The 22555-nt window shown below is 61.4% G+C and carries 19 protein-coding genes and 1 pseudogene; 12 read left to right on the plus strand and 8 right to left on the minus strand.

Features of this window, described 5'->3' with window-relative positions; translation table 11 throughout:
- Positions 1-85 precede the first annotated feature (85 nt).
- Genes JFT63_RS15705 through JFT63_RS15715 form a run of 3 tightly spaced genes read right to left on the minus strand, consistent with a single transcriptional unit; the run spans position 86 to position 2404 of the window.
- Positions 86-1060 carry an alpha/beta hydrolase gene (locus tag JFT63_RS15705; RefSeq protein ID WP_198844265.1) on the minus strand — a complete coding sequence of 325 codons (975 nt, stop codon included), beginning with the start codon at positions 1058-1060 and terminating at the stop codon, positions 86-88.
- Positions 1061-1948: a KPN_02809 family neutral zinc metallopeptidase gene (ypfJ, locus tag JFT63_RS15710; protein WP_198844266.1), complete on the minus strand. Its 888-nt coding sequence runs from the start codon at positions 1946-1948 to the stop codon at positions 1061-1063.
- 45 nt (positions 1949-1993) lie between these two features.
- Positions 1994-2404, minus strand: coding sequence for a lipoprotein (locus JFT63_RS15715; RefSeq protein WP_198844267.1), 411 nt, complete (start codon positions 2402-2404; stop codon positions 1994-1996).
- Between the two features lie 184 nt (positions 2405-2588).
- Between JFT63_RS15715 and JFT63_RS15720 the strand changes: the two genes are divergently transcribed.
- Entirely contained in the window at positions 2589-3467 is an 879-nt protein-coding gene (locus JFT63_RS15720; RefSeq protein WP_057703250.1) for a DMT family transporter, read from the plus strand.
- A 1-nt stretch (position 3468) separates the two neighbouring features.
- Here JFT63_RS15720 and JFT63_RS15725 read toward each other — a convergent pair whose 3' ends face one another.
- Complete coding sequence (locus JFT63_RS15725) at positions 3469-4803, minus strand: MFS transporter (protein WP_057703251.1); 1335 nt, start codon at positions 4801-4803, stop codon at positions 3469-3471.
- Positions 4804-5028: 225 nt separating this feature from the next.
- Here JFT63_RS15725 and quiC point away from each other — a divergent pair, with 225 nt between their 5' ends.
- Together quiC and JFT63_RS15735 are read left to right on the plus strand one after the other, a co-directional pair.
- Positions 5029-6930 carry a 3-dehydroshikimate dehydratase QuiC gene (gene quiC / locus JFT63_RS15730; RefSeq protein ID WP_057703252.1) on the plus strand — a complete coding sequence of 634 codons (1902 nt, stop codon included), beginning with the start codon at positions 5029-5031 and terminating at the stop codon, positions 6928-6930.
- A gap of 77 nt (positions 6931-7007) precedes the next feature.
- Positions 7008-7673, plus strand: coding sequence for a TetR/AcrR family transcriptional regulator (locus JFT63_RS15735; RefSeq protein WP_014720036.1), 666 nt, complete (start codon positions 7008-7010; stop codon positions 7671-7673).
- A gap of 141 nt (positions 7674-7814) precedes the next feature.
- Here JFT63_RS15735 and JFT63_RS15740 read toward each other — a convergent pair whose 3' ends face one another.
- On the minus strand, positions 7815-8663 hold the full coding sequence (locus JFT63_RS15740) for a shikimate dehydrogenase (protein ID WP_420875838.1): 849 nt from the start codon (positions 8661-8663) through the stop codon (positions 7815-7817).
- Entirely contained in the window at positions 8663-9109 is a 447-nt protein-coding gene (aroQ, locus tag JFT63_RS15745; protein ID WP_057703254.1) for a type II 3-dehydroquinate dehydratase, read from the minus strand. The genes JFT63_RS15740 and aroQ overlap by 1 nt, the downstream gene beginning before the upstream one ends.
- A gap of 205 nt (positions 9110-9314) precedes the next feature.
- Here aroQ and JFT63_RS15750 point away from each other — a divergent pair, with 205 nt between their 5' ends.
- From JFT63_RS15750 to JFT63_RS15790, 9 genes and pseudogenes are all read left to right on the plus strand, one after another.
- Positions 9315-9836, plus strand: coding sequence for an RNA polymerase sigma factor (locus JFT63_RS15750; protein WP_198706961.1), 522 nt, complete (start codon positions 9315-9317; stop codon positions 9834-9836).
- 63 nt (positions 9837-9899) lie between these two features.
- Entirely contained in the window at positions 9900-10898 is a 999-nt protein-coding gene (locus tag JFT63_RS15755; protein ID WP_198844268.1) for a FecR family protein, read from the plus strand.
- A 214-nt stretch (positions 10899-11112) separates the two neighbouring features.
- Positions 11113-13770, plus strand: a complete 2658-nt coding sequence (locus JFT63_RS15760; RefSeq protein WP_198844269.1) for a TonB-dependent receptor — start codon at positions 11113-11115, stop codon at positions 13768-13770.
- Positions 13771-13851: 81 nt separating this feature from the next.
- A complete protein-coding gene (locus tag JFT63_RS15765) occupies positions 13852-14472 on the plus strand; it encodes a heme acquisition protein HasA (protein ID WP_057703258.1) in 621 nt (206 codons plus the stop codon).
- A gap of 119 nt (positions 14473-14591) precedes the next feature.
- Positions 14592-16340 carry a type I secretion system permease/ATPase gene (locus tag JFT63_RS15770; RefSeq protein WP_198844270.1) on the plus strand — a complete coding sequence of 583 codons (1749 nt, stop codon included), beginning with the start codon at positions 14592-14594 and terminating at the stop codon, positions 16338-16340.
- Positions 16337-17663, plus strand: a pseudogene (locus JFT63_RS15775) (HlyD family type I secretion periplasmic adaptor subunit). Before JFT63_RS15770 ends, JFT63_RS15775 begins: the two are co-directional and overlap by 4 nt.
- Positions 17660-18988, plus strand: coding sequence for a TolC family outer membrane protein (locus JFT63_RS15780; RefSeq protein WP_198844271.1), 1329 nt, complete (start codon positions 17660-17662; stop codon positions 18986-18988). Before JFT63_RS15775 ends, JFT63_RS15780 begins: the two are co-directional and overlap by 4 nt.
- A gap of 133 nt (positions 18989-19121) precedes the next feature.
- Positions 19122-19550: a DUF4160 domain-containing protein gene (locus JFT63_RS15785; RefSeq protein ID WP_198844272.1), complete on the plus strand. Its 429-nt coding sequence runs from the start codon at positions 19122-19124 to the stop codon at positions 19548-19550.
- The gene (locus JFT63_RS15790) at positions 19547-20014 is read left to right on the plus strand and encodes a DUF2442 domain-containing protein (protein WP_044268845.1); all 468 of its coding nucleotides are present in this window, start codon (positions 19547-19549) and stop codon (positions 20012-20014) included. The genes JFT63_RS15785 and JFT63_RS15790 overlap by 4 nt, the downstream gene beginning before the upstream one ends.
- Positions 20015-20139: 125 nt before the next feature.
- Here the strand turns inward: JFT63_RS15790 and trmA are convergent, their stop codons facing one another.
- Positions 20140-21219, minus strand: a complete 1080-nt coding sequence (trmA, locus tag JFT63_RS15795) for a tRNA (uridine(54)-C5)-methyltransferase TrmA (protein ID WP_057703264.1) — start codon at positions 21217-21219, stop codon at positions 20140-20142.
- A complete protein-coding gene (locus tag JFT63_RS15800) occupies positions 21216-22511 on the minus strand; it encodes an NCS2 family permease (RefSeq protein ID WP_005791636.1) in 1296 nt (431 codons plus the stop codon). The genes trmA and JFT63_RS15800 overlap by 4 nt, the downstream gene beginning before the upstream one ends.
- Positions 22512-22555: the final 44 nt, after the last annotated feature.

The following is a 22555-nucleotide window of genomic DNA, read 5'->3' on the forward strand; positions in this document are numbered from 1 at the left end:
CTTGCCTGCGATAGCGGTGGGTCAGTTGACACTCTGTCATCGCAGGCAAGCCAGCTCCCACATTTTTATTGGGTTTCTTCAGTGACTACTGCGTGAACAGCACCTTTTCTCCCTCTGGCGAGGTAAACATCTTATCCCCGTCATGCCCCACCCCGGGCACTTCTACCAGCCTGTGAGCCAACTGCGGATGACGCAGCTTGAGGTAGTCAAAGTAGTTGTGCCCACGAATCAGCCGATACGCACCCTGGGTTTCGGCCTCGCAGTTTTTATCCAGTGCAGGGTGGTTGGGGTCGGTGTCTTGCTGGCCCAACAGGTAGGTGATGTCGCGTGAGACGTAGGCCTGTTCCAATTGCTGGGCGCCTCGGTCACCTACGTAATCCGGCAGTTTTTGCATGCCGTATTTCCAGTCGTTGAAGCTTGGGCAACGGGTGGTATCGAACGGCACCGGCCGCTGCGGGCTGAAGTAGGCGTAGGACGAGGGGTTGGCCACCACGTACCGCAGGCTGATGCCTTCGGTTTTCAGCAGTGGGTGATCGTGGCCGGCAAGGGCGAAACGTTGCACGACCTGGCCGCCACCGGAATGCCCGGCGATCACGATTTCGTTCAGCACCGGGAAGAGTTTGCGGTTGCCCAGGTGCTTGATGATCTGGTCGAGTGCGCCGTAAGAGCTGATCTTGCCAGGGCCGGTGGACGGTGCGCCCGCCATCCAGTCATCGACCTTCCAGCGCAGTAGCTGTTTATCCAGAAGGTCGTGATTCATATCCGACTCATCCAGAAATTGCGGCGCGATTACCAGTGTGCTGACAGCAACCCCTGCGTGCTCAGCGGCGTGTTCACCACTGTGCAGGTAGGTCTGTGCATTGCGCAGGCGACCGTGCACGATGATCAACGCACGTGTAACCTTTGGCAGCGGCTTGGCCCAGTCCTGGCTCAAGCCCAGACTAAGGTCGCCCTGTGCCAGGTGGAAGCGATCAAGCCCGGCCACCTTGGTGCCAGGTGTGGCAGCCAGGGTCGAGCAGGACACGCACACCCCCAGCAGTAACCCCCATCGTTTGATCATTCAGAGACTCTTGGCCGCGAAGGTATCGCATTGAGTGATCTGGCCCTGGGCGAAGCCGGTCTTGAACCAGCGTACCCGCTGGGCCGAGGTGCCGTGGGTGAAGGAGTCCGGCACCACGCGCCCTTGCCCCTGTTGCTGCAAGCGGTCATCGCCAATGGCGTTGGCGGCGTTCAGGGCTTCTTCGATATCGCCAGGCTCCAGCCAGTTCAGGCGTTTTTGCGCCCGGTTGGCCCACACACCCGCAAAGCAGTCGGCTTGCAGTTCCTGGCGTACCAGCAGGCCGCCATCGCCTTCCATCTGCCGACCCTGTTGGCGCGCCGCCTGGATCTTGGACGAGATGCCGAGCAGGGTTTGCACGTGGTGCCCGACTTCGTGGGCAATCACGTAGGCCTGGGCGAAATCGCCGGCGGCCTGGAAGCGTTGCGACATTTCACGGAAGAAATCCAGGTCCAGGTAAACCTGCTGGTCAGCCGGGCAATAGAACGGGCCGCTGGCCGAGGTGGCGCCACCGCAGGCGGAGTTCACCCGGCCACGGAACAGCACCAGCTTGGGGTTCTTGTAGGCCAGGCCGTTTTCCTGGAACACCTGGCCCCAGGTGTCTTCGGTATCGCCCAGCACCGCGCGTACAAAATCGGCGTGCTCATCATTGGCCGGTGGTGCCTGGCGCGATTGCGTACTCACCGACGGTGCCTGTTCCATCTGGCCGGTCAATTGGCCGAGGATCTGCATCGGGTCCTGGCCGGTCAGCCAGCCAATGCCGACGATCAGCACAATGGCCGTGAGGCTCAGGCCTTTGCCGCCGCCAAAGCGCATACCGCCACCGCCGCCGCCAGTGTCATCGCGGGCATCCACCACGTTGTCGCTGCGTCGGCCTTTTTTCCATAGCATGTGAGCATTCCTCTGTGTGCTAACCGTGATTGATTATGGTCGGTATTAACGGCAATAGCCTTCGCCGGTGGTCACGATCAGGCAGTCTTTTTTATCCGCCAGCCATTTCAGGCCGGTGGCGGCACCGTCGCCGGCGCGTAAAAGTTGCGGGCCGTCGGGGCGGGTGAAGGCGATACCGTCTTCGGCGGCCTCACCTTTAAAGGTGCCGGAGCTGTCGGCGTCGAGGCCGTATTGCATGGTCAGAAGGTAGTGGCCGCGGCCGATGCTGTCGTCTTTGGCAATGGTCAGGTGCAAGCCTTCCACGCCGATCCATTTGCCGACCCACTGATCGGTGGGCGGCGTTTGCGGCACCAGGGTCGCCTGTACAGACGGCGGCGCGGGCTTGGGGGCTTCCTTGGCTTTATCGCAGGCGGTCAGCAGGGCGACGGCAGACAGAACAAAGAGGATTTTTTTCATAGCGGCAAGGCCTTGATTAAAAAGTGTGCAACGCCTGGGCGAGCGTGCAGGGTTGGACTCGATTCCGGTGATTTAGTGCGCTGTTCGCCCGCTGTTTGGTTATGCTCTTGGAGCAGGCGCTGGCCCGGCTGCTAGATTACCGGGTTGAGTACCATCGCGTTCAGCCCGCCAGCAAGAGAATTCCATGACTGTCAGTACCCCCCTCTCAGGCGTCAACCATCCCTTCAAAGGCATTTTGCTGATTGTGGTGGCGACGTTCCTGTTCTCCAGCCACGACGCCTTGTCCAAATACCTGGCCGGGTTCTACCCCATTGTGATGGTGGTATGGGCACGCTATATGGTGCACACCCTGCTGATGGCCGGGATTTTCCTGCCGCAGTCGGGGCTGCGCGTGCTGCGCAGCAAGCGCCCGGGTATGCAGGTGGTGCGGGCCTTGTGCCTGTTGGGCACCAGCCTGTTTTTCACCGCCGCATTGCACTACATCCCATTGGCCGAAGCCACGGCGGTGAACTTCCTTGCGCCGATCCTGGTGACGGCGCTGTCGGTGCCGCTGTTGGGCGAACACGTGACACGCGGCCAATGGCTGGCGGTGATCTGCGGTTTTATCGGGGTGCTGGTGATCATCCATCCCGGCGGCGAACTGTTCACGCCAGCAGTGCTGTTGCCGTTGTGTTCGGCGACGTTCTTCTGCTTTTACCAGCTGTTGACGCGCATCCTCAGTAAGGTTGATACGCCGACAACCAGCAATTTCTTCGCCGGGCTGTGCAATACCCTGGTCATGAGCGCCATGGTGCCGTTCTTCTGGCAGGTGCCGAGCCTGTGGCACGGCGTGTTGATGCTGGCGCTGGGCACCTGCGGGATGACGGCGCACCTGATGCTCACCCAGGCGTTCCGCTTCGCGGCGCCGGCCTTGCTGGCGCCGTTCGGCTATTGCCAGATCGTGTTTGCGGGGTTGTTGGGCTGGCTGGTGTTCAGCCATACCCCCGATATGACCACGGTGGTGGGTATCGGGGTGATCTGCATGAGCGGGTTGGCCGCTGCCTGGCAGCAGCGGCGCAGGTAGATCAAACGTCTACGGTAGGAATCTTGCGCGGTGCCATGAAGTACATCCAGGTCAGCGCGATGAAGTACATCGCCGGGATCAGGGTGAACAACACGGTGTAGTTGTTGTGGGTCACCGTGAGGATGTGGCCGACGATCTGGGTCATGAACATGCCGCCGATGGCCGCGCACATGCCGCCGAAGCCGAACACCGTGCTCATCATGTGCTTGGGCGTGTAGTCCATCACCAGGCTCCAGATGTTGGCGGTCCAGGCCTGGTGTGCGCCGATGGCCAGGGAGATGGCGAACACTGCGACCCACAGCTGGCTGGAGCCGGCCGCCATGATCACGCCGACAATGCAGCAGGCGAACAGCAGCATCGACAAGAGCCGCGCCTTGATCGGGTTCATCCCGCGGCCAATCAAAAATGACGACAGAATCCCGCCCCCCACGCTGCCGAAGTCGGCAGTCAGGTAAATGATGATCAGCGGAATGCCCATCTGCGTCACGTTGATGCCCAGGTTGTATTGCTGGTTCAAAAACGGCGGCAGCCAGTACAGGTAGAACCAGAACACCGGCGCGGTCAGCGCGTAGGCGATGGCGAAGGCCCAGGTGCCGCGCATACGCAGGATGCGGCTGAACGGCACGCGGGGCTGTTCGGGCTCGACTTCCTGTTGCACGTAGTCCAGTTCCGATTGTTTAACGCTTGGGTGGTCTTCCGGGTTGTAGTACTTCAACCCCCAGAACACCAGCCAGATCGCACCCAGTGCCGACATGCACAGGAACGCCGCTTGCCAGCCCCACACATGCAGGATCAACGGCAGCAGCATCGGCGTCATCATCGCGCCGACGTTGGTACCGGCGTTGAAGATGCCGGTGGCCACCGCACGTTCGCCCGCCGGGAACCACAAACGTGTGGTCTTGACGCAGGCGGGATAATTGGCGGCTTCGGTCAGCCCGAGGATAAACCGGCAGACCATAAAGCCGACCGCCGAAGTGGCCAACCCGTGGGCACCGGTGGCCAGGCTCCACAGCAGCACGGCGCAGAAGAACACGCGCTTGACGCCGACTCGGTCGATCAAGCGGCCTTGCAGCACAAAGCCGATGGCGTAGCCGACCTGGAACCAGAAGTTGATGTTGGCGTAGTCCATCGCCGTCCAGCTCATTTCCTTGGCCAGGATCGGTTGCATCACGCCCAGGGCGGCGCGGTCGATGTAGTTCAGGGTGGTGGCGAAAAACACCAGGGCCAGCATGCCCCAGCGCGTTTTACCCACGGCCAGGGCACCGCGGATCTTGTCGCCGATGCCGGCGTGCGGGTTGCCCGGGCGCGTGGCCAGGGCGGGATTTTGCAGAGGCATGAGGTCGTACCCGTTTTTTGAAATTCTTATGGTGTGTTCTGGGTCTTTGTTACATGAACGAATTGCCCGGTCGATGGTGCGCAGTGGTTAAAAAGTCGTCAATTCGCCAAAGGGGCATAGTGTTCGATAATCGCACCAAAAACTAACCGGTTCGTACATTTTAATTGCTGCCTGTAGGCTGGGGGCGAATAATTTGCCACAAACAACAATGGCCGGGAGTCTTCCATGCAACGTTCTATTGCCACTGTGTCCTTGAGCGGCACCCTGCCGGAAAAGCTTGAGGCTATCGCCGCCGCCGGGTTTGATGGGGTGGAAATCTTCGAGAACGACTTGTTGTATTACGACGGCAGCCCCCGGGAAGTCCGGCAGATGTGCGCCGACCTGGGTATTGCCATCACCCTGTTCCAACCGTTTCGCGACTTCGAAGGCTGCCGCCGCGATCGCCTGGCGCGCAACCTGGAGCGCGCCGAGCGCAAGTTTGACTTGATGCAGGAGCTGGGCACTGACCTGGTATTGGTGTGCAGCAACGCCTCGGCCGACAGCGTGGGCGACGAGCGTATTCTGCTCGATGACCTGAGCCTGCTGGCCGAACACGCGGGCAAGCGCGGCCTGCGCATCGGCTATGAAGCGTTGGCCTGGGGCAAGCATGTGAACACTTGGCAGCAGGTGTGGAACCTGGTGCGCCAGGTCGATCACCCAAGCCTGGGCGTGTTGCTCGACAGCTTTCACACCTTGTCGCTCAAGGGCGACCCGAGCGGCATCGCCCAGATCCCGGGCGACAAGATTTTCTTCGTGCAAATGGCCGACGCGCCGATCCTGGCCATGGATGTGCTGGAGTGGAGCCGGCATTTCCGTTGCTTCCCAGGCCAGGGCGAATTTGACCTGGCGGGCTTTCTCGCGCCGATTATCAAAAGTGGCTACACCGGGCCCTTGTCCCTGGAAATTTTCAATGACGGTTTCCGCGCTGCGCCGACCCGCGCGAATGCGGCGGATGGCTTGCGTTCGCTGTTGTACCTGGAAGAAAAAACCCGTCAGCGCCTGGCTGAAGAAGCCCCCGCTGCGCCCGTGGATATTCTGTTTGAAACCCCGGTGGCCAGCGAATACGACGGTATCGAGTTTCTTGAATTTGCCGTGGACGAAAACCTCGGCGCCAAGCTGACCCACTGGCTGGAGCGTCTGGGTTTCGCCAAGGCCGGTCAGCATCGCTCCAAGAATGTGAGCCTGTTGCGCCAGGGTGACATCAACCTGATCCTCAACTGCGAACCGTACTCCTTCGCCCACAACTTTTTCGAGGCCCACGGGCCATCCCTGTGCGCCACGGCAATTCGGGTCAAGGACAGTGCCAAGGCCCTGGAGCGGGCGGTGGCCTACAAGGGCCAGCCATATCGTGGCCTGGTCGGCCCCAACGAGCTGGAACTGGCTGCGGTGCGTGCGCCGGACGGCAGCCTGATCTACTTGGTGGACCCCAGCGAAGGCGGGCTGTACGACACCGATTTCAACCTGCAAACGGCCGCACCCGCCAGCGGCGGCTTGCTGCGCATTGACCATATGGCCATGGCGCTGCCGGCCGACAGCCTCGACAGTTGGGTGTTGTTCTACAAAAGCCTGCTGGATTTCGAAGCCGATGACGAAGTGGTCCTGCCCGATCCCTACGGCCTGGTGAAAAGCCGTGCGTTGCGCAGCCGTTGCAGTTCGATTCGCCTGCCGCTGAATATCTCCGAAAACCGCAACACGGCGATTTCCCACGCGCTCTCCAGCTATCGCGGTTCGGGCGTGCACCACATTGCCTTCGATTGCGCGGATATTTTCGCCGAGGTACGCCGGGCCAAAGAGGCCGGTGTGCCGTTGCTGGATATCCCGCTCAACTATTACGACGACCTGGCGGCACGCTTCGATTTCGACGATGAGTTCCTCAGTGAGCTGGCGTATTACAACGTGCTGTACGACCGCGACGCCCAGGGCGGTGAGTTGTTTCATGTGTACACCGAGGCGTTCGAGGGGCGGTTTTTCTTCGAGATCATCCAGCGCAAGAATGGCTATGCCGGCTACGGCGCGGCCAACGTGGCGGTGCGTCTGGCGGCGATGGCCAAGTCGCGCAGTGGGGCGGTACGCCAGGCTCGGCTATAACCGCAAGGCAGGTGCTTCCTTCGGGGAGCGCCGCGGCCCATAATCAGCGCCTGCACAACAATGGCCGTGAGCGCACCATGACCTCAAGTCCCGATCTCCCCGCGGTAGCTGACGCACCGCGCAAGAGTCGCAAGAACAATCCGGAAAAGACCCGGGAGAATATTCTCCAGGAAGCCATTGTCGAGTTTGTTCAACAGGGCCTGGCCGGCGCTCGCGTGGACGCCATCGCCGAGCGCATCCACACTTCCAAGCGCATGATCTATTACTACTTCGGCAGTAAGGAGCAGTTATACGTCGAGGTATTGGAGAAGCTCTACGGCGATATCCGCAACACCGAAACCCGCATGAACCTCACGGCCCTGGAGCCGCGTGAGGCGATTCGCCGGTTGGTGGAATTCACCTTTGATCACCATGACCAGAACGTGGATTTTGTGCGCATCGTCAGCATCGAAAATATCCACAACGCCGAGTACGTCAAACGCACCGAGACCATCAAGGCGATGAACAGCAAGATCCTCGAAGGGCTGGGCGAGACCTTGCGCCGTGGCGCCGAATTGGGGTTGTTTCGCGAAGGGCTGGAGCCGTTGGACGTGCACTTGTTGATTAACTCGTTCAGCTTTTACCGAGTGTCCAACCGGCATACCTTCAGCGAGATCTTCCAGATCGAACTGTCGGACGAGGCGATCAAGCAGCGGCACCGGGAGATGATCTGCGAGTCGGTGCTGCGCTACCTGCAAGCCTGAGAACACCCGTTTTCATGGCTGAACCCAATCAATGTGGGAGCCGGGCTTGCCCGCGATAGCGGTCTGTCAGTGCCCCATAGGTTGACTGGCCCACCGCTATCGCCGGCAAGCCAGCTCCCACATTTTGATGGGGTTGCATCCCTAGATATTCATGCTCTGGAAATGCGCCAGCATCCTTTCTGCATCCGCCACTTCACCGCTGAACAACTCAAACGCCTTCACCGCCTGAAACACCGCCATATTGCCGCCGTCCAACGTACGGCAACCCAAGGCGCGAGCGTCACGTAGCAGTTGGGTTTCCAACGGGAAGTACACGATCTCCGCTACCCACAATTCGGCCCGTAATAACGCGGCTGGCACCGGCGTGCCGGGTAACTTGGCCATGCCCATCGGCGTGGTGTTCACCAGGCCATCGGCTTCGGCCATGGCGTTTTCCAAGTGGCTGCCGACTTGAGCGCTACCGGCACCGAACTGCCGGGCAAGGTTATCCACAAGGTCCTGGGCGCGGGTGCGGTCGACGTCGAAGATGCTCAACTGCTCCACACCTTCTGCCAACAGCGCATGGGCCACTGCCGCGCCCGCGCCACCGGCGCCCATCTGCACCACGCGTTGGCGCGGTACGTTGTGCAAGTTGCGCCGAAAACCTTCGGCGAACCCCAGGCAGTCGGTGTTATGGCCGATGCGCTTGCCGTCCTTGAACACCACGGTATTGACCGCGCCAATGCCCCGGGCCTCATCGGAGAGTTCATCGAGCAGCGGCAGGATCGCCTGCTTGCACGGGTAAGTAATGTTCAGCCCGGTGAAGTGCATCAGCTCGGCGGCCCGCAGGAGTTCCGGCAGGGCGTTGAGGTCCAGGTGCAGCGGCTCCAGGTCGATCAGGCGATACAGGTAGCGCAAGCCCTGGGCATCGCCTTCCTGTTCGTGCAGTGCCGGGGTGCGTGAGGCCTGGATACCGGCGCCGATCAGGCCGGCGAGAATGCGCGGTTTCATCAGGCGCGTCCCTTGAGTGTCTGGCTGAAATGCTCCAGCGCCAGGTGGTAGCCGTGGCTGCCAAATCCGGCCAGCACGGCCTTGGCGATCGGTGACACAAACGAGTGATGACGAAAGGCTTCACGGGCATGCACGTTGGATAAATGCACTTCGATCACCGGCACTTCACTGGCCACCAGCGCATCGCGGATTGCGATCGAGGTGTGGGTCCAGGCGGCCGGGTTAATCACAATACCTGCGCAACGGTTACGGGCGCCGTGGATCCAGTCGAGCAATTCGCCCTCGTGGTTGGTCTGGCGAAATTCGATTTTCAGCCCGAGTTCATCGGCGCTGCGGCCACACAGGGCGGCGATGTCGGCCAGGGTTTCATGGCCATAAGTGGCCGGCTCGCGGGTGCCGAGCAGGTTGAGGTTGGGGCCGTTGAGCACCAGCACGATGGGCGGCATAGCGGGATCTCCACAGTTCTTATTGGTTATGTGGACAAAATGTACTGGTTGGTTAGTTTGGTCAATTGATCGTTGCGGATCTGTGCGGTTATCGAACTGTTATCAACATCCTCTTGCCGCCCGATCAGATTAGATATCAATTGAAAATCATTCTCGACAACGCTTAAGATGCCCGCCTGTTTCCTATACATTCCAGGGAGTCGGTTTGTCGGACGTGGATCTCAAGGGCCTGTTTCTCAAGCACGCCGATACCCTGCGCGGGTATCTGGCTCGCAAGGTACGGGACCCGCAATTGGCCGCAGACCTGGTGCAGGAGAGCTTCCTGCGCCTGGCGGAAAAACCGGCCGGTGAGCGCATCGACAACTCCCAGGGCTATCTATATCGAACGGCGAGCAATCTGCTGATCGACCATATTCGTCAGGAAGCACGGCGCAAGACCGACACCGTGCCCCATGAGGCGCTGGCCGAGATTGAAGATGACGTGGCCGGGTTGGAGGCTCAGGCAATGGCCCAGCAACAGCGACAGGCATTGAAGCAGGCACTGGCGCAATTGCCGGAGCGCACCCAGCAGATTTTCCGCTTGAACCGTATCGAAGGCATGACCCACGCCCAGGTCGCCCGGCACCTGAATATTTCCGACAGCTCGGTGCAAAAGCATTTGGCCAAGGCGTTGTCCTATGTGATGCAGCGCTTGCAGGAAGGTGAGGGGATGCCATCCGACGAATGAATTACCGAAAAGTACCAGGCCAGACGTCAGAGCGTCTATATAACGAAAAATCGAGATTCACACGTGAATAGCCAGGGTCCGCAACAGCACAGCATTACCGAGGCGGCTGCCGAATGGGCGGTGCGCCTGCACGCCGGTGCCCTGAGCGAACAGGAGCAGGCCGAGTTGCGTCAGTGGATCGCCCGTGACAGCCGTCACGAAGGGGCGCTGCGGTTTGCCGAGCAAACCTGGGCAGCGCTGGGTGAAGTGCACAAGGATGATCCCGTACACCGACAGCGGCCCGCCACGCCGACCCCGCCCGTGCGTCGCTCCAAACGCCGAAGGCCGTGGCAACGTGCGGCCGCCGTGGCGCTTATTGTGGTGGTGGCGGGCGTGGGCTGGGTGCGCGGGCCCGATGTGTTGCTGCACCTGCAGGCCGACTACGTCACGCAAAAGGGCGAAGTGCGCACAGTGCAGCTGGCGGACGGCAGTAAGGTGGAGCTGGATTCCGCCAGCGCCATTCGCCTGGATTACGATGGCGTGCAGCGCGGCATCAGCCTGCTCCAGGGCTCGGCGGTGTTTGATGTGGCACCGATGAAGGGCGAAGAAACCCGACCGTTCGTGGTGCGCAGTGCCGGGGGGCAGACCCGGGCGCTGGGTACGCGGTTTGTGGTCGAGCGTGAGGGCCAGAGCCAGGCCTGGGTCGGTGTGTTGCAGCACAGTGTCGAGGTGTCCATGCAGGCATCACCGACCACAGGCCCCGCCGAGCGCGTTGTGCAGCAAGGCCAGGCTGCGCGTTACAGCCCCGATGACGGTGTGGTCAGCCTTGATCAGTTTGATGTGGATCGCGCCACCAGTTGGCGGCGCGGTGTGTTGATCTTCGACCGTCAGCCGTTGGCCAAGGTTATCGAGCAACTCAACCGTTACCGCCCCGGGCGCGTGGTATTGGCTGACGCGGCTTTGGGTGAGCGCGAAGTCAGCGGCGTCTTCCGCCTGGACATGCTCGACAGCGCCCTCGCTACCCTGACCCAGGAACTTCAAGTGCAACGCTTGGACCTGGCCGGCCTCAGCCTGATCTATTGACCTGTCCCCGCTAAAAGCCGCTGTTCTGTAGGAGCGAGCTTGCTCGCGAAAACCCCAAGGGCACCGCGTTTTCGTTGACGTTCTTCGCGAGCAAGGGCTAGCCGCCCGCTTCGCTCCTGCAAAAAAATATTACTGACTTCCCGTGCCTCACACGTCTTGCTAGGTGAGAAGCATTCGCATAAACAAAAAACGCTTAGCGCAGGGATAACCACACATGTCAGCACTCACCAAGGGGCGTATCACCGGCAGTCGGTTGGCCCTGGCCATTCACTTGGGATTGTTTGCCCTCGCCGCGCCGGTGCATGCCGTGCAACCTGCAACTGGCGCAGCTCAATCCGCGGTGTTGAGGTTCGACATCCCTGCGCAATCCCTGGGCAGTGCGGTGCTGGCGTTCGCCGATCAGGCGGGCCTGCAAGTGTTGTTCGACAGCCAGCGCCTGCAAGGGTTGAGTAGCGCCGCGCTCAAGGGCAGTTTCGACGTGCAGGAAGGTCTTGGCCGCCTGCTCGGTGCCGCACCGGTTGAATATCGCTTTACCGGCGAACGCCAGGTCACCTTGACCCGCGTCGAGCAACAGGCCGGAGCGCTGGCCTTGGGGACCACCACCATCACCGGCCTGCACAAGCAGGACTGGGTGTATTCAACGCCACGTTCGGTCAGCGTGGTCGATCGCGAACAACTGGACCGCAACCCGCCACGCCATGCCGCCGAGATGCTCGAAGAGGCGCCAGGCGTCTATTCCGCCGTCAGCCAGCAAGATCCCGGTTTGTCGGTGAATATCCGCGGTATCCAGGACTATGGCCGGGTCAATATGTCGGTCGATGGCATGCGCCAGAATTACCAGCAGAGTGGTCACCAGCAACGCAACGGCACGCTGTATGTCGACCCCGAATTGTTGTCCGAAGTCGTGATCAAAAAGGGGGCGACCTCCACCCAGGGCGGGGCGGGCGTGATTGGCGGGGTGGCTAACTTTCGTACGGTGGAGGCCGCCGACCTGCTCAAGGATGGCAAGCAAATCGGCGGGCGCATTCGCCTCACCACCGGCCTGGGCGGGCGCAGCAACGGCACGCACTTTATCGGCAGCTCGGCGTTTGCCGTGGGGACCGACGTGTGGGACATGCTGGTGGCGGCCAGTGAGCGTCATTTGGGCGACTACAACCCCGGCACCAAGGGCAGCATTGGCGAGCTGCGTACCGGTGCGGCGTATATGCCGGCCAGTGAAGAGCGCATCAAGCACAGCACGGTTGCCTATTCAGGCTCGGTGATGCGCTCGCGCCTGCTCAAGCTGGGGCTCAACCTGCCGGTTGATCAGCGTCTGCAACTGAGCTACCTGGTCACCGAGGTCGACTACGACGACGTCAACATGATGACCGCCGAAAAGCCCCAGCTGTGGGAAAAGCTGGGCAGCAGCAACGTCAAGGCACAGAACTTCGCGCTGGATTACAGCTACGCACCGGACAACCCGCTGATCGATTTCAAGGCCAAGCTCTACCACGTGGATACGCGCAATGATCAATCCACGCTGGCCCGGGGTATCAGTAAGGGCTATGACGTTACCTATCAAACCAATACCTATGGCGTGCAGGCGCAGAACATCTCGACCTTTGCCCTGACCGAGCTTGCCGCACTCAAGGCCAACTACGGGCTGGAGTTTTTTTACGACAAGGTTCGGCCCGATTCCAACCAGGCCGTAGAGGCCGGCTCGGCGCTGACGGCCTCGGCGGCGGAAAGCATCACGCCCAAAGGCGACCGCGCGATGGGCAGCCTGTTCGGGCGCCTGGATTTCGATTACGACGGTTGGCTGAACCTCAACGCGGGTTTGCGTTATGACCGCTATCGGCTGCGCGGCGAAACCGGCTTGAACACCCGCACGTTCATCCTCGGCACCACCCGCCAGATCGGCGTACCGGTCAATTACGACGTGGACCGCGAGGAAGGCCGTTTCTCCCCGACCTTCGGCCTGTCGATCAAGCCCGGTGTCGATTGGCTGCAGCTTTTCGCCACTTACGGCAAGGGTTGGCGTCCGCCGGCGGTGACCGAAACCCTGGTCAGCGGCCGGCCCCATGGCGGTGGTTCGGAGTCGATTCTCCCCAACCCCTATCTCAAGCCTGAGCGATCCACCGCGTGGGAAGTCGGTTTCAATGTACTCAAGCAAGACCTGCTGTTCGCCGATGATCGCGCGGGCATGAAAGTGTCGTACTTCAACACTCGGGTCGATGACTTTTCCTATATGGCCCTGGGCGTGCAGCCGCCCGGTTATGGCAACGTCAATATCGGCAGTGCGGCCTACGTCAACAACCTGGAAACCACGCGTTTTCGTGGCCTTGAATACCAGCTCGATTACGACGCCGGTTTTGCCTACGGCCAGTTCAACTACACGCGGATGCTGGGCAGCAACAAGTTCTGCAGCAAAACCGCCTGGCTCGGCGGCGTGACCAAAACCCAAAAGAGGCCCGGCAACCGGGCGCCGGTGGACGCCATGGTGCCCGACGATGCGGCCAATGCCGGCGTGGGTTGCAGCGCGATCCTGGGCTCCTCCGAACACATGCCCATGGACCGTGGCACCGCAACCCTGGGCGCACGCTTCCTTGAGCGCAAGCTGGATGTAGGCGTGCGCGCCCGCTACAGCGCGGGCTACTACGTCAAGGGTGCCGCCGGGGTGACCACCGCGCAAACCGGCGTCTACCCCGCCGACTGGAAGCCCTACACCGTCTACGACCTTTACGGCAGCTACCGCGCCACCGACCAACTGACCCTGCGCCTGGCCATGGAAAACGTCACCGACCGCGCCTACCTGGTGCCGCTGGGCGATGTACTGGCCTTCACCCTGGGCCGTGGGCGCACGTTGCAGGGCACCGTTGAATATCAGTTCTGACCGCTTTTGCCCAGTGACGGGCAAAACCACAGCAGGCACTGGCTTGCTGCGGAGTGACCACCCAATGACTTGGAGTTTTGCATGAGCATTTCTATTTCATACAGCACGACCTACGCCGCTAGCACCGTCGCCCAGTACCTGAGCGATTGGTCGGCCTACTTCGGTGATCTCAACCACCGTGAAGGTTCGGTCAAAGAGGGTGTGAACACCGGTGGTTTCAATCCAGGGCCGTTCGACGGCACCCAATATGGCGTATCGAGCAGCGTCAGTGATGCGGCAGTGGTTGCCGAAGGCAGCCTGCATTACACCTTGTTCAACCCGCCGACCCACACGCTGTGGGGTTCGCTCGATGGCCTGACCCTGGGCGACACCCTCGCCGGTGGCGCAACCAGCGGTGGCTACTCCATCGCCAACCAGGAAGTCAGCTTTACCAACCTGGGCCTGTCGAGCCTGCAGTCCGAAGGCCGTGACGGCCAGGTGCACAAGATCGTGTACGGCCTGATGAGTGGTGACAGTTCGGCACTGGCCTCGGCGATCGACACCTTGCTCAAGGGCATCGACCCAAGCCTGTCGGTCAACTCCACCTTCGATCAACTGGCTGCTGCCGGTGTGGCACATCAGGATTCGGCTGCGTTCGCCGCTGCCGATGTGGGCCTGGTGGGGATTCAGGACGCGCCGCACGACTTCGCCCTGGCTGCCTGATGCAAAAAAGCCGATGGAGGATCACGCCTTCATCGGCCTTGCGAATCCTGTGGGTGCGCCGCAGGTGCTGTCAACGCACCGGGCGGGCCCTTGCTTGACTCTTCAATGGGACAACCTTCATGACTCGGCCCGGTGCCAAGCGCGCGAATGAGATGCTGGCTGCACTCACGGCCTATAAAAGTGCCTTCTTCAACATCGGCCTGTTTTCGGCAGTGATCAATCTGTTGATGCTGGCTCCGGCGCTGTACATGTTGCAAGTGTACGACCGGGTGCTGGCCTCGGGTAATCAGATGACCCTGCTGATGCTGACGCTGATGATCCTCGGCCTGTTCGCCTTGATGGGCGCGTTGGAGTGGGTGCGCAGCCAAGTGGTGATTCGCCTCGGCACGCAGATGGACATGCGCTTGAACCAGCGCGTATTCGACGCCGCTTATGAAGCCCAGCTCAAGGGCGGCACCCAGGCTGCGGGCCAGGCTCTGCACGACTTGACCACCTTGCGCCAGTTCGCCACCGGCCAGGCGCTGTTCGCCTTTTTCGATGCGCCGTGGTTTCCGGTGTACCTGTTGGTGATCTTCCTGTTCCATCCCTGGCTGGGCCTGCTGGCGTTGGGTGGCGCGTTGTTGCTGATGGCATTGGCGTGGGCCAACCATCATGTCAGCCAGGCGCCGATGGCCCTGGCCAGCCAACTGTCGATCAGCGCCAGCCAGCAGGCCACGGCCAATCTGCGCAACGCCGACACCATTGAGGCCATGGGTATGCTCGCCACATTGCGCGGGCGCTGGTTCAGCCAGCACCAGGCGTTTCTGGTGCAGCAGAACCTGGCCAGTGAAAAGACTGCGGTGGTCACGGCCTGGTCCAAGGGCGTACGCCTGGCCCTGCAATCGCTGGTGCTGGGCCTGGGCGCCTGGTTGGCGGTCAACGGCGACATAACGCCGGGGATGATGATTGCCGGCTCGATCCTGATGGGACGTGTGCTCAGCCCCATCGACCAATTGATCGGTGTGTGGAAGCAATGGGGCTCGGCGCGTCTGGCCTACGAGCGTTTATCGTTGATGCTGCAAGATAACCCGGCGCGACCGGCGCGCATGAACCTGCCCGTGCCCAAGGGCCAGGTCAGCCTGGATCAGATCAGTGCCTGCGCCCCCGGCAGCCGTCGGCCTGCGCTGGCCAATCTGGGTTTCAGCCTGCCGGCGGGTGATGTGCTGGGTGTGATCGGCCCGTCGGGCTGCGGCAAGTCCACCCTGGCGCGGGTGCTGGTGGGGGCCTGGGCCCCGCTGGCCGGCAAGGTGCGCCTGGATGGCGCCGACCTGGCGGTGTGGGACAAACAGCAACTGGGCCCGCATATCGGTTACTTGCCCCAGGACATCCAACTGTTCGCCGGCAGCATTGCGCAAAACATCGCGCGCTTTGAAACGGTGGAGGCCGACAAAGTCCTCGCCGCAGCGCAAATGGCCGGCGTGCACGAACTGATCCTGCAACTGCCGCAAGGCTACGACACGCAACTGGGTGAGGGCGGCGCGGGCTTGTCCGGCGGGCAAAAACAACGGGTGGCCCTGGCGCGTGCGCTGTACGGCCTGCCGGCGCTGATTGTGCTGGATGAGCCCAATGCCAACCTCGACGAAGTGGGCGAGCAGGCGCTTTTGCAAGCCATCGCCCAACTCAAGCAACAGCGTCGCACCCTGATTCTGATCACCCACAAACCCAACGTGCTGAGCCTGACCGACCAATTGCTGATTCTCAAGGACGGCCAGATGCAGGCGTTCGGCCCGACGGCGCGGGTGTTGGAGGCGCGGCAAAAAACGGTGGCGAGCAAGCCGGTCTCGACCATGAGCATGAGCTACCGCTTCGGTGAAGGAAAACCCGCATGAGCCAGAGCAAACCTGCGTTGGTCAGCGACCAGCCACACAACGTGCTGGCGCTGGATGATAAAAAATATTCACGCCTGGGGTGGTGGCTGGTGCTGGGAGGCTTTGTCGGGTTTCTTGGCTGGGCGGCACTGGCGCCGTTGGACAAGGGCGTGGCGGTGCCGGGCAAGGTCATGGTGTCGGGGCACCGCAAGACGGTGCAACACCCGGCGGGCGGGATCGTCGAGCGTATCGAGGTGCATGACGGTGACCAGGTCAGCGCAGGCCAGGTGTTGTTGCGTTTGAAGCAAACCCCGTTGCGCGGGCAGATGCAGTCACTGCGCAGCCAATACCTGGCGTCGCTGGCCAGCGAAGCGCGCTTGAGCGCCGAGAGTGAAGGCTTGCCGACCATTGTATTTAGCCCCGAGCTGCTGGCCGATCCCGACGCCGCGACCACCCTGAGCCTGCAACGCCAGCTATTCAACAGCCGTGCCCAGGCATTGGCCACCGAGCAGGGGGGGCCTGCGTGAAACTATCGCCGGCGTTGAGGCGCAGTTGCGCGGCACGCGGGCCTCCCAGGCGAGCAAGGTTTTGCAGCGTGCGGCGTTGAATGAGCAGCTTCAGGGGCTGCGCGAGTTGGCGCGCGACGGCTACATCCCGCGCAATCGCCTGCTCGACAGCGAGCGGTTGTATGCGCAAATCGACGGCGCCATTGCCGAGGATGTCGGGCGTATCGGCCAGTTGCAGCGCCAGGTGCTGGAGTTGCGTTTGCGCATCCGCCAGTTGGGCGAAGATTTCCAGAAAGACCTGCGCAGCCAGTTGGCCGAAACCCGCACCCGCAGCGACGACTTGCGCAATCGCCTGGCCTCCGCCGAGTTCGAACTGGCCAACAGCCTGGTGCGTGCACCGGCATCCGGCGTGGTGGTGGGGTTGCAGGTGTACACCGAGGGCGGGGTGATCAAGCCCGGGGAGGCGCTGATGGACATCGTGCCCCAGGGCGAGCCCTTGTTGGTGGAGGCGCGGGTGCCGGTACAAATGATCGACAAGGTGCACCCGGGCTTGCCGGTTGAGTTGATGTTTTCGGCGTTCAACCAATCCACCACGCCACGGGTGGCAGGCGAAGTCACGTTGGTCTCTGCCGACCGCCAGGTCGATGAGCGCACCGATGAGCCGTATTACACGCTGCGGGCCCAGGTCAGCGCGGCGGGTATGCAACAACTGGACGGCGTGCAGATCCGTCCGGGGATGCCGGTGGAAACCTTCGTCAAGACCGGCGAGCGCTCGATGCTCAACTACCTGTTCAAACCCTTGCTGGACCGCACCCATATGGCCCTGGTGGAAGAATGAAGGCGTTGTTGTTCACCCTCTGTTTAAGCTGCACACCGACGGCGTATGCCCTGGGTTTGTTGGACGTTTATGATTTGGCGCTCCGCAACGACCCGACCTTTCAGGCGGCGATTCAGGAGCGCGAGGCCGGTGAAGAAAACCGCGTGATCGGTCGGGCCGCATTGCTGCCTAACCTGTCATGGAGCTACAACAATTCGCGCAATGAGTCCGAAGTCACCCAGAGCACGGCAATCGGAAATGTCAGCAGCGACCGCAATTACCGCAGCTACGCCTCGGCCCTGACCTTGCAGCAACCGTTGCTTGATTACGAAGCCTATGCGCGTTTTCGCCAAGGCACCGCCCAGGCGTTGATGGCCGACGAGCGCTTTCGCGGCAAGAGCCAGGAACTGGCCGTGCGGGTGCTGAGCGCCTACAGCCAGGCATTGCTGGCACAAGAGCGCATCGCGTTGAGCCGTGCCCAGAAACGTGCGTTTGCCGAGCGCCTGCAACTCAATGATCGCCTGCTCAAAGGCGGTGAGGGCACGCGGACCGATGTGCTCGAAACCCAGGCGCGCCTGAGCCTGGCCCAGGCCGAAGAAATCGAAGCCATGGATGCCCAGGACACTGCCTTGCGTGAGCTGGAAGCTATTGTCGGCCAGCCGCTGCACATCGAAGAGCTGACGCCCCTGGCGCGTCAATTCGAGATCGCGCCGCTTGAGCCCCATCGTTTTGAAACCTGGCGTGAACTGGCCATGGCCAATAACCCCGAACTCAAGTCCCAGCACCACGCGCTCGACGTGGCCTCGTATGAGGTGGAGCGCAAGCGCGCCGGGCACCTGCCCAAGGTCAGTCTGTACGCGACCAGTCGCAAGACCAGTTCCGATTCAGAAAGCAGCTACAACCAGAAGTACGACACCAACAGCGTCGGCATCCAGGTCAGCCTGCCGCTGTTTGCCGGTGGCTCGGTCTCGGCCTCCACCCGTCAGGCGGCCAACCAACTGTCTCAGGCCCAATACGAGCTGGACGCGCAAACCGCTGCGACCTTGGTGGAGTTGCGCAAGCAATTCAACCTCAACACCAGCGGCGCGGCCAAGGTGCGCGCCTATGAAATGGCAGTGAGTTCCGCCACGGCGCTGGTGAGCGCCACGAAGAAAAGCGTCAGCGGCGGTGAGCGGGTCAACCTCGACGTGCTCGACGCCGAGCAGCAACTGTTCACCGCCCGCCGTGACCTGGCCAATGCGCGTCATGCGTACCTGCTGGCGCGCATTCAGTTGAAGTATTACGCGGGGTTGCTGAGCGAGCAGGACTTGCGGGCGCTGGCCGCGTATTTCCAACCCTCGGCATGAGTGGTTACAACCCGGCATTCGCCGGGTTTTTTATGGTTACTAATCTGTGAAACAGCTTCGGGATAGGAGCCGGTTGTCGGGTGACAGAGGGAAATTGTTACCTGGCGGAAAATAACCTAACGGATGGGTTACGATGAGAGTAGGTGCTTACAAAGGCTACGTGATTTCGGTGTTTATCAGGGATGAGCATTGCCCGCCCCATGTGCATGTCAGGGGCAAGGGGTGGGATGCGCGTTTTCGCTTCAGTTTTCTGGATGGGGATGTTGAGTTGTGGGACGTAGAGCCTGAACGGAGGCGGCCGCCCATAGCACTTCTGAAGGAGATACGCGGGGCGATCATGCAGCGGCACTACTTGGCGCGGGCACGCAGGATCTGGTGGGAAAAACTGCAGACGGTTTGCCTGGAGAATCATTCCTGGAATTGGGAAACGGATGAGCTCATTCCTGGATTGGTCATTCGGCGTGGTGTTTACGTGATTGCACGTGCCCGACACGATGTCGTACGGCAGAAAACAATTTTGAATCTGGTCAGAGCCCCAGGTTTTGTGGAGATCGATTTATGAAAAAGATCATAAAAGCCAAAGTCACACCTTATGTACCTCTCACTGAAGCCGACGTTGACAAGGCAATCGCCCGTGGGCGCAAGTTGAAACGCCTATACGCCAACGCCAGCAACGTACGTTATGAAAACGACTGCCTCTCCATTGGCTTCTCCGATGGCAGCCGCGTCGTGTTGCCGGTGGCTGGCCTGCCGGAGTTCGAAGGGTTTTCAGCGAAGGATTTCCAGCAGTTGGAAGTGACGTTCGGTGGCAAGGCGATTAGCTGTGAGGCTCAGGACCTGGATGTTTCCATCACAGGCCTGATCGCTACAAGCCAGCCGCTGATGGACCTGGCAACCAGCCTGGTGGCATCGCGCAATGGTCGCAAAAGCAGCGCGGCCAAGACCGCAGCGGCCCGGGCCAATGGCAAAAAGGGGGGCCGGCCACGCAAGGAAGTCCCGCAGCCCCCAGAGACAACAGACACTTGAATAAACTGTAGGAGCGAGCTTGCTCGCGAAAACCTCACAGGCACCGCGTTCATCCAGGAAGGACGCGTTATCGTTGACGTTTTTCGCGAGCAAGCTCGCTCCTACAATGCCCAGGCCCCGCAGGCTTATCGGCGGGTCAGCAACACACCTGATTCCATATGGTGCGTCCACGGGAACTGGTCAAACATTGCACACTGGGTAATCCGGTGTGTGTCATGCAGTTGCGCAATGTTGGCCGCCAACGTCTCCGGGTTGCAGGAGATGTACAGGATATTGTCGAAACGCCGGGTCAGTTCGCACGTGTCCGGGTCCATGCCAGCGCGGGGCGGGTCGACGAAGACGCTACCGAACTCGTAGCTTTTCAGGTCGATGCCGTGCAGGCGGCGGAACGGGCGCACTTCATTCAGGGCTTGGGTGAGTTCTTCGGCGGAGAGGCGCACCAGGGTGACGTTATCCACGCCATTCTCATCCAGGTTGCTCAGGGCCGCATTCACCGAGGTCTTGCTGATCTCGGTGGCCAGCACCTTGCGCACGCGGGTCGCCAGCGGCAAGGTGAAGTTGCCGTTGCCGCAATACAGCTCCAGCAAATCGTCCGGGCGATCGCCCAAGGCTTCATATGCCCAGTTGAGCATCTTCTGGTTCACCGTACCGTTGGGCTGGGTGAAGGCGCCTTCGGGCTGGCGGTAGCTGAAAGTGCGGCCACCGACGTCGAGTTTTTCCACCACGTAGTCCTGGCCGATCACATCGCGCTTGCCCTTGGAGCGGCCGATGATGCTCACATTCAGCTCGGCTGCCAGCTTGTTCGCAGCAGTGTGCCAGTGCTCGTCCAGCGGGCGGTGATAACACAGGGTGATCATCGCGTCGCCGGCCAGGGTGGTGAGGAACTCCACCTGGAACAGCTTGTGGCTCAGGGCGGCGCTGGCTTGCCAGGCAGCCTTGAGTTGCGGCATCAACTGGTTGATGCGCTGGCTGGCAATGGGGAACTCTTCGATCAGGATCGGCGTGCGCTTGTCGTCCTGGGAAAACATTGCGTAATGGCGATCACCACCTTCGCGCCACAGGCGGAACTCCGCGCGCAGGCGGAAGTTCTGCAACGGCGAATCGAAGACCTGCGGCTCGGGCGCGTCGAAGGGTGCCAGCAGGTCACGCAAACGCGTGACCTTGTCTTGCAGTTGAGCGGTATAGCTTGCGGCGTCGAAAGTCATGCGTTGAACCAGCCCAGCTTGATCACAAACAGAATCGACAGGATCACCAGTGCCGGGTTCAGCTCACGGTAGCGGCCCGAAAGCAGCTTGATGGCGGTCCAGGCGATGAAACCGAAGGCGATGCCGTTGGCGATGGAGTAAGTGAAGGGCATCGCCAGGGCGGTGATCACCACCGGCGCTGCAACAGTGATGTCATCCCAGTCGATTTCGGCCAGGCCCTGGCTCATCAGCACCGCCACAAACAGCAGGGCTGGCGCGGTGGCATAGGCGGGCACGCTGGCGGCCAGCGGCGAGAAGAACAGCGCCAGTAGAAACAGGATAGCGACCACGATGGCCGTCAAACCAGTGCGGCCACCGGCGCTCACGCCCGCCGCCGATTCGATGTAACTGGTGGTGGTGGAAGTACCCAGCAGCGAGCCAGCCATGGCGGCGGTGCTGTCGGCGATCAGCGCACGGCCCATTTTCGGCATATGACCGTCTTTGCCCATCAGGCCGGCGCGCTTGGCGACGCCGATCAGGGTGCCGGAGTTATCAAACAGGTCAACGAACAGGAAGGCGAAGATCACGCTGACCAGGCCGATATCCAGCGCGCCCTTGATATCCAGCTGCAGGAACGTCGGGGCCAGGGACGGTGGCACCGAAGTCACGCCGATGAAAGGCGTGAAGCCCAATACGATGGAGGCGATGGTCACTGCCAGAATACCGATCAGCACCGCGCCGCGTACCGCCAGCGCTTCAAGCGCGACGATCAGAACGAAACCCAGCGTCGCCAGGATTGGCGCCGGTTGTTTCAAGTCGCCCAGGCCCACCAGGGTGGCCGGGTTGGCGACCACGATCCCGGCGTTATGCAGGGCAATCAGCGCCAGGAACAGGCCGATGCCGGCAGCAATTGCCGAGCGCAGAGGCAGCGGGATGGCATTGATGATCCACTCACGAATGCGGAAGATCGACAGCAGGAAGAACAGCACCGCCGAAATGAACACCGCGCCCAGTGCCACCTGCCAGGTGTGGCCCATGTGCAGGACCACGGTGTAGGTGAAGAACGCGTTGAGGCCCATGCCCGGCGCCAGCGCAATCGGGTAGTTGGCGATCAGGCCCATCACGGTGGAACCGATGGCCGCCGCCAGGCAGGTCGCGACAAACACCGCGCCTTTGTCCATACCGGTCTCGCCGAGGATGCTCGGGTTCACGAACAGGATGTAGGCCATGGCCAGGAAGGTGGTGATCCCCGCAAGAATCTCGGTGCGCACATTGGTGTTGTGGGCTTTGAGTTGAAACAGCTTTTCCAGCATGCCGGCTCCCTGTGACGCGAGTGTGCGTCGTTATTTGTTGACCT

Source organism: Pseudomonas sp. MF7453, from assembly GCF_016405455.1.
Classification (GTDB): domain Bacteria; phylum Pseudomonadota; class Gammaproteobacteria; order Pseudomonadales; family Pseudomonadaceae; genus Aquipseudomonas; species Aquipseudomonas paralactis.